8 protein-coding genes are annotated in these 12,269 nt (G+C 61.3%); 4 read left to right on the top strand and 4 right to left on the bottom strand.

The window, feature by feature from the left end:
• Nucleotides 1–60: 60 nt before the first annotated feature.
• Nucleotides 61–795: an SDR family oxidoreductase gene (locus ACW5XD_RS22585; RefSeq protein WP_456496832.1), complete on the top strand. Its 735-nt coding sequence runs from the start codon at nucleotides 61–63 to the stop codon at nucleotides 793–795.
• A 52-nt stretch (nucleotides 796–847) separates the two neighbouring features.
• Here the strand turns inward: ACW5XD_RS22585 and ACW5XD_RS22590 are convergent, their stop codons facing one another.
• From ACW5XD_RS22590 to ACW5XD_RS22605, 4 genes are all read right to left on the bottom strand, one after another.
• Complete coding sequence (locus ACW5XD_RS22590; RefSeq protein ID WP_456496833.1) at nucleotides 848–1,942, bottom strand: type I restriction endonuclease; 1,095 nt, start codon at nucleotides 1,940–1,942, stop codon at nucleotides 848–850.
• A 251-nt stretch (nucleotides 1,943–2,193) separates the two neighbouring features.
• Complete coding sequence (gene glnE / locus ACW5XD_RS22595) at nucleotides 2,194–5,076, bottom strand: bifunctional [glutamate--ammonia ligase]-adenylyl-L-tyrosine phosphorylase/[glutamate--ammonia-ligase] adenylyltransferase (RefSeq protein ID WP_456496834.1); 2,883 nt, start codon at nucleotides 5,074–5,076, stop codon at nucleotides 2,194–2,196.
• A gap of 201 nt (nucleotides 5,077–5,277) precedes the next feature.
• The gene (locus tag ACW5XD_RS22600; RefSeq protein WP_456496835.1) at nucleotides 5,278–5,718 is read right to left on the bottom strand and encodes a GNAT family N-acetyltransferase; all 441 of its coding nucleotides are present in this window, start codon (nucleotides 5,716–5,718) and stop codon (nucleotides 5,278–5,280) included.
• Nucleotides 5,719–5,789: 71 nt separating this feature from the next.
• Nucleotides 5,790–7,040, bottom strand: coding sequence for a methyl-accepting chemotaxis protein (locus ACW5XD_RS22605; protein ID WP_456496836.1), 1,251 nt, complete (start codon nucleotides 7,038–7,040; stop codon nucleotides 5,790–5,792).
• A gap of 100 nt (nucleotides 7,041–7,140) precedes the next feature.
• Between ACW5XD_RS22605 and ACW5XD_RS22610 the strand changes: the two genes are divergently transcribed.
• The 3 genes from ACW5XD_RS22610 (at nucleotide 7,141) to putA (ending at nucleotide 12,128) form a co-directional block, all read left to right on the top strand.
• Nucleotides 7,141–7,893: a potassium channel family protein gene (locus ACW5XD_RS22610; protein WP_456496837.1), complete on the top strand. Its 753-nt coding sequence runs from the start codon at nucleotides 7,141–7,143 to the stop codon at nucleotides 7,891–7,893.
• 153 nt (nucleotides 7,894–8,046) lie between these two features.
• On the top strand, nucleotides 8,047–8,652 hold the full coding sequence (locus ACW5XD_RS22615; RefSeq protein ID WP_456496838.1) for a TIGR04211 family SH3 domain-containing protein: 606 nt from the start codon (nucleotides 8,047–8,049) through the stop codon (nucleotides 8,650–8,652).
• Nucleotides 8,653–8,963: 311 nt separating this feature from the next.
• Nucleotides 8,964–12,128 carry a bifunctional proline dehydrogenase/L-glutamate gamma-semialdehyde dehydrogenase PutA gene (gene putA / locus ACW5XD_RS22620; RefSeq protein ID WP_456496839.1) on the top strand — a complete coding sequence of 1,055 codons (3,165 nt, stop codon included), beginning with the start codon at nucleotides 8,964–8,966 and terminating at the stop codon, nucleotides 12,126–12,128.
• Nucleotides 12,129–12,269 lie beyond the last annotated feature (141 nt).

Genomic DNA, 12,269 nt, shown 5'->3' on the forward strand with positions numbered 1-12,269 from the left:
TGCCCTCAAGGATGGGGTAATATCCAGGTCAGCATGAGAGACTATGAACAAGGAGTGTCCATGAAAAAATATGTGCTGATCACGGGGGGCAGCCGGGGGATAGGGGCGGCCACCGCCCGCCATCTGGCGGAGCAGGGCTATCATCTGTGCCTCAACTATCACCATGACAAGACTTCCGCCGAGGCGCTGGTGGCCGAGATCCAGGCCCGGCATCCGGTCAGCTGCATAGCAGTGCAGGCTGATATCAGCATCGAGGCCGAGGTGGTGCGCCTGTTTGAGGCGATGGACGCGCGACTCGGGGTGATCACCCATCTGGTCAACAACGCTGGTATCTTGCAGCCCCAGATGAAGGTGCTGGAGATGAGCGCCGAGCGCATCAACAAGACCTTGACCACCAATGTGACCGGCTATTTTCTCTGCTGCCGCGAGGCAGTGCGTCGCATGACGGAGGGCTGCGCCATCGTCAACGTCTCCTCGGCTGCCGCGCGCCTCGGCTCGGCGGGTGAATACGTGGACTATGCAGCCTCCAAGGGGGCCATAGACGTGCTGACCAAAGGCTTGTCGCTGGAGGTGGCTGCGCAGGGGATCCGGGTCAACGGGGTGCGTCCGGGGTTTATCTACACGGAGATGCATGCCGATGGCGGTGAGCCTGGTCGGGTCGACCGGGTGAAGGGGCAGATCCCGCTGCAGCGGGGCGGTCAACCGGCCGAGGTGGCCGCCGCCATTGCCTGGCTGTTGTCGGACGGCGCCTCCTACGCCACCGGCACCTTTATCGACGTGGCCGGAGGGAAATAGGCACCTGGCGCAGACTTGATTTGGGGCAGCATTAATCCGCCCCAAATCAAGATTATTCGTAGACGGCAGTGGCCGTCAGTAACTGGTCGGCAAAGGTGAATATTTCATCGATGGAGCCGATGGGATGCCGGGTTTCTTTTTTATCGGCGTCAAATAATCCAAGATATTTCTGCTTCGAATTGAAATGTAACCGGCAAAGCGGCTTGCGGTTATTATCGTCGAGCAAGATGCCGAAATAACTCTGAGTGTCTCTTGCCGCGATCCTGGTTACATCAAACTGTTGTCTCAGAATAGCTTTGACGACGTTGAAGCCTTCTACCTCCTCAATGCTGGTATCTATTTTCGATTTTTCTTCATTATTCGTCTCGGGCTCATTGTTATCGATTGATGTGGCACTATCAAATGCAGGCTGGATAGCCGAGGAGCTGACACTGCTACCAATCGCAGATTTCAATCTGGCATTGATGCTGTCATTGAGGAATTGGCTAAGAGCCTTCTTGGTGATATCGGTAAAGGACTGCTTTACTCTTGCGGTCAGTACGCCGTCATAGATCCGGGATGCAAAGAACTTAACAAAATCCTCTTCTGGCGAGCCAAACTGCTCGGCTAGCAGTCTCTTGATTTGGCTGAGGTATTTTAGCTCTCCTGCTGCATCGACTACAGACTCCACATCGAAGGAGGTCTTGGTCAGTTTCAACACTTCAGGCACTATGTGTTCATCGATGTCCTCCAGATCCAGCGTTAGAAATGGCTTTTCATCCATTTTGTTTGGCGCATCAAGATCTGTATAGAACTCATATTGCGCACCATTTGTCAGAATGCCGATTCGAGCATTGGTGACTGCGAAATAACGAAAGAGTTGGCCCGAGTGCTTGGCAGACAGTTTTTCACTGTATTTTTTGCACTCAACCAGAATTTGCACCTGTCCATCTTTTAGAATGGCGTAGTCAACTTTCTCCCCCTTTTTTATTCCCGTGTCTGCGGTAAATTCCGGGATCACCTCTGTGGGATCAAACACGTCATAACCGAGTACGCGGTTGAGAAATGGCATGACAAACGCATTCTTTGTTGCTTCTTCGGTGGCGATCATCGATGACTGTTGCGCAATTTTTTTGGCGAGACTCTGTAGCTGTTCTGAAAAATCCATCTTGTCCTCTCTACATGGAGACTGGGGCTGGCACTGTTGAGTCGATATTCACCCCTTTATATCTGGCTAGAAACAGGGTGATGACATAGACACAGATTATCCCTGCTTATATTCAGCAAAGTGCCATACGATGCCAAGGTTGGCATGCCTGAAACAGGATCCAGCTCACCGCTATTGAGTGTTATATGAAAGAAAGCTGGGCCAGAGGCTGACATTCATGTTGAAAAGGGGCGTTTCGGCGCCCCTTCGGTTTATTCACCCAGCAACTGTTGCCAGACTGCCTGTACATGGTCGCGCTCGGGCTGTAGCTGGTCGTCGCCCACCTTGCGGGAGATCTCCGAGAGATTGAGGCGATGGCCCCGGTTGCGGATCTCCAGATAGGCGTGTTTCAGCCCTTCCGCCTGCTCCAGGGTGAGCACCCCCACCATGACGCACTCGTCGAAGATGCGCACATTATCGGACCAGCGGGTGAGGACCTCGGGCTCGCCACAGGCGTGGGCCAGCACCAGATACTGGGCGATGAACTCGATATCCACCATGCCGCCGGGAGACTGCTTGAGGTCGAACTCGCCAGCACCGGCCTTGAGCAGGTGGTCCCGCATCTTGTGGCGCATCTCGCGCACCTCGCGGGCCAGGGTCGGCAGATCCCGTTCCTTGGCCAGCACATCGCGGCGGATGCGGGCAAATTCGGCAATGATGGCATCGTCCCCGTAGATGGGGCGGGCCCGCACCAGTGCCTGATGCTCCCAGGTCCAGGCTTCGTGTTGCTGGTACTGCTCATAGGCCGAGAGGGACGAAACCAGCAGGCCCGAGTCGCCGGAGGGGCGCAGCCGCATGTCGATCTCGTAGAGGATACCGGACGGGGTGCGGGTGCTGAACAGGTGCAGGATCCGCTGGGCGAGGCGAAGGTAAAATTGGCGGCTGTCGATGGGTTTGCGACCGTCGGTATAGCTGTTGGGATCACCGCCGTGCAGGAACACCAGATCGAGATCCGAGCCGTAGCCGAGTTCGATGCCGCCCAGCTTGCCGTAGGCCACCACGGCAAAGCCGCGCTGGCCGCTCACCGCCACCTCGGGTGGCACGCCGTAGCGCTCGCTCATCTGGACCCAGGCCTGATTGACCACCTCCTCGGTGATCGCTTCCGCCAGCCAGGTGAGGTGGTCGCTCACCTTCATCAGCGGCAGGGCGCCGGCGATGTCGGCTGCTACGATGCGCAGTAGCTGCACCTGCTTGAACTGGCGCAGCGCCTCCATCTGCTGCTCCACGTCCTCCTCGGGGATGCGCAGCAGGAACTGGCGCAGCTGGGGCTTGTACTGATCGAGCGGGGTGGGGTGGTAGAGGTGCTGGGGATCCAGCAACTCGTCCAGCAAAATGGGGTAGCGGGCCAGCTGCTCGCTCACCAGATGGCTGGCGTCGCACAGCCGTACCAGCTGGCGCAGGGCGGCGGGGTTTTCCGCCAGCAGCTGCAGATAGGCGCTGCGGGTGAAGATGCGGGTCAGCAGCTCGCACACCCGCTCGAACAGGCGGGCGGGTTGCTCGCTGGCGACCACCAGTCGCAGCAGCTCCGGCATCAGCCAGTCCAGCGCGATGCGCCCCTGCGGCCCCACCTGACGGCGCTTGTACTCCTCCTTGAAACGCAGCAGGGCGGCGCAGAGCGGGGCGGGCTCGGCCACCCCCTGCGTGGTCAGCAGTTTTTCCAGCTCGGCGGCATCGAGCTCGGTGCGCCAGAGATCGAGCCAGAGCTGCTCCAGATGGGCGGGGGCCTCCTTCTCTTCGCCAACAACGGCGGCAAACTCCTGATGGACGGCGGCCATCTCCTCATCCAGATGAGCCATAAAGGCGCCCCAGTCGGCAAAGCCGAGGGAGGCGATCAGCCGTTGGCGATCCCGCTCCTCGGTGGGCAGGGTCTGGGTCTGCTGATCGCCGATCTCCTGCAGAATGTTCTCGACCCGGCGCAGGAAGCGATAGGCATCCAGCAAGCGGTCGCAATGGGCGGATTCGAGGGCGCCGCACTGGGCGATGGCGGCCAGCGCCTCCGGCAGGTGGCGCACCCGCAGGGCGGGTTCGCGGCCGCCGCGAATGAGTTGCAGCGCCTGGGCGATAAACTCCACCTCGCGAATGCCGCCAGCCCCCAGCTTGATGTTGCCCTCCAGCCCCTTGCGGCGCACCTCGGCGGCTATCATCGCCTTCATCTGGCGCAGACCGTCGATGACGCCGAAGTCGATGTAGCGGCGAAACACGAAGGGGCGCAGCATCTCGGCCAGCTCGACCGCGTGCTCGCACTGGGGCCCCAGCACCCGTGCCTTGACCATGGCGTAGCGCTCCCAGTTGCGGCCGTGGTGCTGGTAGTAGTCCTCCATGGCGGCGAAGGAGATGGCGAGTGGACCCGCGTCGCCGAAGGGGCGCAGCCGCATGTCGACCCGAAACACCTGGCCATCCTGGGTGGGTTGGTGGAGGGCGTTGATCAGCCGCTGCCCCAGCTTGATGAAGAATTGCTGGTTGGCCAGCTCACGCCGTCCGCCGACCGTGTAGCCGTTCTCGGGAAAGGTGAAGATGAGATCGATATCCGAGGAAAAATTCAGCTCGCCGCCGCCGAGCTTGCCCATGCCGAGGATGAGCAGTGGCTGCGGGTTGCCATCCCCGTCCATGGGGGTGCCGAGCTCAGCGCACTGCTTGGCGTAGAGCCAGTCGCGGGCAGAGCAGATGAGGGCATCCGCCAGTTTGGTGAGGTGGATAAAGCTCTCTTCCACCGCCGAGTACCCAAGCAGCTCGCGCCAGGCGATCACCAGCATGCGGCTACGACGGAACTGGCGCAGGGTGCGCTTGAGTGCTTCTTCATCGCTCACCTCGGCAAGCAATGCGGTCAGATCGCTCTGATAGGCGGGCCAGCGTTCGGACCGTTCGAGATCGCCGGAGGCGAGGATCTGTGCCACCAGCTCGGGCTGTTTGATGAGCGAATCGGAGACGAAGTCGGAGAGGCCGAGCAGGGTCTGCAGGGTTTGGCGAATCGCATCGGGCAGGGCGTCATAGTCGGGTGCCAGCGCGACCAGCCGCTGCCACTGGCGTTGGGCCTGATCCTGCAGCAAGGGCGCAAGAGAGGAGGGAAGAGAGAGATAAGCTGAATGCTGGGCCACGGTTGCCGTCCTTGTGGTTAACGGGTCTGCAGGGTGAATGAAAACGCTGGCAGCCAATCTAGCACTGTCGAGCTGCTCGGCACAGTGCGGCGGGCGAACCGCTCGCAGGTACTCTCATCAGGCACAATCTCGCCCCTGCGCCACCGTGCTGGGGCGAGCTACATGAACCGGCGAGCACTACGGGCCGCTTGTGTGCCCTGCTCAGGGGCGCTGATAGATCTCGGGGTCGCATTTTTCCATCAGGCGCTCGGGCCTGGCTGGCGGCGCGAAGCCAAAGCCGGCGTAGAGGCCATGAGCATCCGAGGTTGCCAGGCTGAGGCGGCGCAGTCCTTGCAACTCGGGGTGAGCCAGGATAGCGGCCATCAGCGTCTTGCTATGGCCCTGGCCGCGATGGGCGGGCAGCACGAACACATCGGAGAGATGGCCAAAGGTGGCCTTGTCCGTGATGACCCGGGCGAAGGCGACCTGCTGGCCGTCGAGATAGCCGCCGAGAGAGTGGTTGATGGCTCTATGTACCGTCGCCAGCGGAATACCGAGGCTCCAGTAGGCCTCCTCGGACAAAAATCGGTGGATCAAGGGCACGTCGAGCCGTCCCTTGTCGTCGCTTATCTCCAGTCGGGAGTGATCTTGTGGGTGCTGCATCCTGGCTCCTTGCCGTGACATGAATAAGAAAGGCCCCTCGCGGGGCCTTCCAGTTTACTCAAATCACGGTCTCAGGCCAGTTTGAAAGCCTGGATATGGGTATCCAGGGTCTGACTGTGGTGCTCTACCAGCTCGGAGGCTTCCTGCAGCTCGCGCAGGACGACCACGGATCCTTCCACCACCTGCTTGACCTGCTCCAGGTTGCCGCTCATCTCCTCGGCTACCGAGCTCTGCTGCTCGGAAGCGGCGGCGATCTGGCGGTTCATGTCGGCCACCCCCTGTACCCGCTGCACTATGGTGGCAAGCTGATCGCCGGCCTGGGTCACCTGCTCCACCCCCTTGTCGGCCTGCTGCACGCTCTTGGCCATCAGCTCGGCGGCCTGGCGGGCATTGCCCTGCAATTGTTCGATCATCTTCTGGATCTCGACGGTGGCGGCCTGGGCCCGGTTGGCCAGCTCGCGCACCTCGGACGCCACCACGGCAAAACCGCGACCCGCCTCACCGGCGCGGGCAGCCTCGATGGCAGCGTTGAGGGCCAGCAGGTTGGTCTGCTCCGAGATGCCGCGAATGGTATCCACAACGGATCCAATCTGTTCGACCCCCTGTTCCACCTGATTGACCACGGTGGAGGAGCGCTGGATGTTGCCGGAGAGGGTGTCTATGGTGCTGACGGTGGCCGCTACGCAGCGGCTGCCCTCTTCGGCCAGCAGGCTGGTTTCGGCGGTGGCGTGGGAGGCCTGCTCCGCATGGGCGGCCACCTCGCGAATGGCGCCCACCATCTGGCTCATGGCGCTGGCCAGCTGCTCTATCTGGGTGAACTCCTCGCTGATGGCCTCGTTGGCCTCTTCCATACAAAGGGTGACCTGGGAGGCGATGTCGTTGAGCTCCTTGCAGGCGACGCGCTGGGTGCCAAACACCTCCTTGAGGTTCTCCTGGGAATGGGCCACCGCCTTGGCGATGTCACCGAACTCGTCACGGGACTTGAGCAGTACCTTGTGGCTCAGATCCTTGCGGGCGAAGCGCTCCAGCAGGCCGACCAGATAGTGCACCTGCTTGACCATGAGGCGGGAGCCGGTCAGCAGCAGCACGACGAAGATGACCCCCATCACGGCGGTTTCCATCACCCCGGTCCAGAGCAGGCGATCGGCAATGGCATTGGCTTTGTCGGCATCTATGCCTTCGCTGAGCAGGGTGGTTTCCAGATTGCTGGCGTCGAACCAGAGCTTGATTAGCAGCAGTACAGTACTGAACACCATGAGCAGTACCACCTTGGGTACCAGCCGGATATTGCTCATTCGCCGCTCCAGCGGGTTTAACTGCATAATGTTTCTCCTTTTAATGGCCGGTTTTCCTTTGTCCTAAGGACTATCGGCATTATCTTCTTTTTTATTAATTCGCACCGTGCCTAAAGTAGGAAAATGTATGCGACATCACTTAACTCATCTGCGCGCCATGGATCTGCTGATGGCGTTTCTGTCGGTGATCTCCGTTTTGCTGGTCTGCGCCCGCTGGTGGGGTCACTCGGACTGGAACCCTCAAACTCTGCAGCTCTTCTATGATGTCGACAGCCTGATCTGCTACTTCTTCCTCGCCCACTTCGCCTATGGCTGGGTGCGGGCGCGCGACAAGCTGGCCTTCTTCAAGGCGAACTGGTTCTATCTGCCGGGCAGCCTGCCCATGGTGGAACAGCTGCGCTGGGCGCGCTTGATCCAGCTGTGGCGGGTCTATCAGCTGTTGCGGGATCAGCCGGATCTGCTCGGCATGTTCCGCCGCGAGCGCAACGAGACCACCCTCTCGGGCATACTGTTCCTGTTCTTCCTGCTGCTGGGGGTGGGCTCGGGCGTCATGTATCTGATCGAATCGGGTCAACCCGGCAGCCAGATCCAGACCCCTTACGATGCCTTCTGGTGGACCCTGGTGACACTGTCGACCGTGGGTTACGGCGATCTGGTGCCCAAGACGGAGGAGGGACGCTTCGTCGCCAGCCTGCTGATCCTGTTCGGGGTCGGCCTGTTCGGTGCCATCAGTGGCTTCATGGCCAGCCTGTTTTTGCAGCCGGGGCGGGGGGATGGTGAACTGGAGACGTGGCGGCGTCACCAGAGTGCACAGCAGGATCTGCTGCTGCAGGAGCTGCGCGCCCTGCGCGCCGAGGTGAAGGCGCTGAAACAGAAGTAGCCTCCGGCGTCTGGAATGGTCGCGTGAGGATGGGGACAAGTTGCGAGCCAGCTCTCAGCTCGGGGGGAGGCGTTTTTCTTTGCTTGTCCTTTGACCCGCTGGCGGCTTAACATTCGGCCAGTCACCTAACCAAATGAAGAGAATCGATCGACCATGCGCGCCCTTCTCGGGATCCTGATCTGCTTGTGTGCCCAACAGGCACTGGCCGATACCCGTTATGTCTCAGACAACATCTTTACCTTTATCCACAATGGTCCGGGTACCCAGTACCGGATCCTCGGCAGCGTCAAGGCTGGTGAACCGCTGGAAGTAAAGGCGGTGAACAACGAGGCCGGCTTCACTCAGGTGGTGGACGGTCGTGGCCGTGATGGCTGGATCAAGAACAGCGAGCTGCAGGGCGAGATCAGCCTGCGTGAGCGGCTGCCCCAGGTCCAGAAAGAGCTGGAAGATCTCAAGGCTCGCCTGCAGAACCTCAACGGTGACAACGAGCAACGCTTCACCGAGAAGGATGGCAAGATCGCCGAGCAGAGCAAGGAGATCGCCAGCCTGAAGGCCCAGCTTGCCAGCCAGAGCGAGGAGATGGGGAATCTCAAGGAGCAGAACGATGCCCTGACCCAGAGCTATGACAACCAGGAGCACGACATGCAGATGGACTGGTTCATCCGCGGTGGTGCCATGGTGGGTGGCGGTATCCTGCTTGGTATCCTGCTCCCCATGCTGCCCCGTCGTCGCAGTCGTGGCGAACGCTGGATGAACTGATCGGCATCTTGCCATCAGCGTGGTGAACGCAAGACAAACGGACCGTTTCTGTCGGTCCGATGAAGAAGGGTCGCAATAGCGACCCTTCTTTTTTGCCTCGCATAAAATTGTATACAAAATAAGATGATGAAATGGTCAACCTCGCCAGCCCCCGACTTTATATGCGCACCAAATGAGCCAATCCGCGATATTTGTTAATGTCAGGCAACAAATTCATTTCATCTATGAGTCGATATTGTATACATTGTCGGCGTTTCGGCGGCACGGCCGCCTTCGTCGATATAGCCTGCGGGCGTACAGGAAGACCCCATATGTTCAAAGCCACTCAAGTTCTTGCTGCTGACTACCTTCCCTCCGATCTGGCCGCCCTGCGCGAAGCCATCACCCAAAACTACGTGGTGGATGAAAATGCCTATCTGGCCGAGCTCTCTGCCATGTTGCCGGGGGATGGCGCCTCGCTGGAGCGGGTGACCCAGCGTGCCCGTACCCTGGTGACCAAGGTACGCAAGGAGAGTGGCTCCGGTGACGGTATCGACGCCTTCCTGCAGGAGTACAGCCTGGACACCCAGGAGGGCATCATACTGATGTGCCTGGCCGAGGCCCTGCTGCGCATTCCCGATGCCGAGACTGCCGACGCCCTGATCAAGGACAAGCTCTCCGGCGCCAACTGGTCGTCCCATTTTCGCAAGAGCGATTCCACTCTGGTCAACGCCTCCACCTGGGGCCTGATGCTGACCGGCAAGATCATCAAGCTGGACAAGAAGCTGGACGGCAATCCGGCCAACATGCTGGGCCGCATGGTCAACAAGCTGGGGGAGCCGGTGGTGCGCTCCGCCATGTATGCCGCCATGAAGATCATGGGCAAGCAGTTCGTGCTGGGGCGCGACATGAAGGAGGCCCTCAAGGCGAGCCGCAAGTCCCGGGAGAAGGGTTACACCCACACCTATGACATGCTGGGGGAGTCCGCCCTGACCCTGGCCGATGCGGACAAGTATTTCGGCGACTACCAGCGCGCCATCGAGGCGGTCGGCAATGAGCGCATCAGCGACGGCGGCCCGGCCCCGTCCATCTCCATCAAGCTGTCGGCGCTGCATCCGCGCTATGACGTGGCGAACCGCGAGCGGGTGCTCGGCGAGATGAGCGAGCGACTGGTGGGGCTGGTGCGGCTGGCCCGTGACAAGGACGTGGCCATCAGCATAGATGCCGAAGAGATGGACCGACTCGAGCTATCGCTGGACCTGTTCGAGCAACTCTATCGCTCCGAGGCGAACCGTGGCTGGGGCAAGCTCGGCATGGTGGTGCAAGCCTACTCCAAGCGCGCCCTGCCGGTACTCTGCTGGTTGACGGGGCTGGCCCGCGAGCAGGGGGATCTGATCCCGGTGCGGCTGGTGAAAGGGGCTTACTGGGATAGCGAACTGAAATATGCCCAGCAGGCCGGTCTGCCCGGCTACCCGCTGTTTACCCGCAAGGCGGGTACCGACATATCCTACCTCGCCTGCGCCCGCTACCTGCTGAGCGAGCCGACCCGTGGCTTCATCTCGCCCCAGTTTGCCACCCACAACGCCAATACCGTGGTCAGCATCCTGGAGATGGCCGGCGATCGCCAGTTTGAGTTCCAGCGCCTGCACGGCATGGGGGAGGAGTTGCACAACGCCGTGCTAAGCGAGTCTCCGGAGCGGCACTGCCGCATCTATGCGCCGGTCGGCGCCCACAAGGACTTGTTGCCCTATCTGGTGCGCCGCCTGCTGGAGAACGGGGCCAACACCTCCTTCGTCCACAAGCTGGTGGATCCCAACACCCCGGTGGACAGCCTGGCCGAGCATCCGCTGCGCACCCTGAAGCGCTATGGCAGCCTGGCCAATGACCGCATTCCGCAGCCGGTGAACCTGTTCACGGACCGCAAGAACTCCAGCGGCGTGAACATGAACATCGTCTCCATCCAGCGCCCCTTCTTCGCCAGGTTGAAAGAGCTGGAGAGCAAGCAGTGGCTGGCCGGCCCCATCGTCGATGGGGAGACCCTCAAGCGTAGCGAGGCTCTTACCGTGCTGAGCCCGCAGGACGTGAGCCTGACGGTCGGCAAGATCCACTGGGCCGACGAGCAGGCGGTGGATCAGGCACTGGCCTCGGCCCATGCCGCCTTCCCGCGCTGGCGCGAGACCCCGGTGAGCGAGCGCGCTGCCGCGCTGGAGACGCTGGCAGATCTGCTGGAAGCGAACCGCGAGCAGTTCGTATCCCTCTGTACCCGCGAGGCGGGCAAGCTGCTGCAAGACGGTATCGACGAGGTGCGTGAGGCGGTGGACTTCTGCCGCTACTACGCGGTGCAGGCCCGTGGCTTGATGGGGCAGGCCACCCTGCTGCCCGGCTACACGGGTGAGCAGAACGAGCTGTTCCTGCAGGGCCGCGGCGTGTTTGTCTGTATCAGCCCGTGGAACTTCCCGCTGGCCATCTTCCTCGGTCAAATCGCGGCGGCACTGGCCACCGGCAACACCGTCATCGCCAAGCCTGCCGAACAGACCGGCCTCATCGCCCATCTGGCGGTGACCCTGGCCCACCAGGCCGGCATTCCGGGCGACGTGCTGCAACTGCTGCCGGGTGACGGCGCCACCGTGGGTGCCAAACTGACGGCGGATGCCCGGATCGGCGGCGTCTGCTTCACCGGCTCCACCGAGACCGCCAAGCTCATCAACCTGACCCTGGCCCAGCGTGATGGCGCCATACTGCCGCTCATCGCCGAGACAGGGGGTCAGAACGCCATGATCGTCGACTCCACCGCCCTGCCGGAGCAGGTGGTGCGCGACGTGGTGAGTGCCGCCTTCCAGAGCGCCGGTCAGCGCTGCTCCGCCCTGCGGGTACTCTACCTGCAGGAGGAGATAGCGCCGCGGGTGCTGGAGATCCTGACCGGTGCGCTGCAGGAGCTGAAAGTGGGCAATCCGGCCGAACACAATACCGATGTGGGCCCGGTCATCGACGCCGACGCCAAGGCCGGGCTGGATGCGCACCTGGTACACATGATCCCGCGTGCCCGCCTGATCGCCCAGGCACCCATGCCGGCCATCACCCTGGCGGGTCACTTCGTGCAGCCGACCGCGCTGGAGATCGGCTCCATCCGCGAGCTGGTGAAGGAGCAGTTCGGCCCCATCCTGCACGTGGTGCGCTATGCCGCCAAGGATCTGGACAAGGTGATCGCGGATATCAACGGCACCGGCTACGGCCTGACGCTCGGGATCCACAGCCGCAACGAATCCCACGCCGAGGAGCTAGCCAGCCGCATCAACGTGGGCAACGTCTACATCAACCGCAACCAGATAGGCGCCATGGTCGGGGTGCAGCCGTTCGGTGGGCAGGGCCTCTCCGGCACCGGTCCCAAGGCGGGCGGCCCCCACTATCTGAGCCGCTTCGTGACCGAGAAGACCCGCACCATCAACACCACTGCGGTGGGCGGCAACGCCTCCCTGCTGGCGATGGGCGATGCCTGATCGGCATTGAGAGTCCCAAAATCGAGGCCGCCTGCGGGCGGCCTTTCTATTGGCTCTGTCCCAATTACGTGTTGAAAGGCTAATCTTGAAGTAGGCCATCTCCTTGAGGTCTACCATCATGGATACCCCTGCCTTTCAACA

Source organism: Aeromonas enterica, from assembly GCF_054052465.1.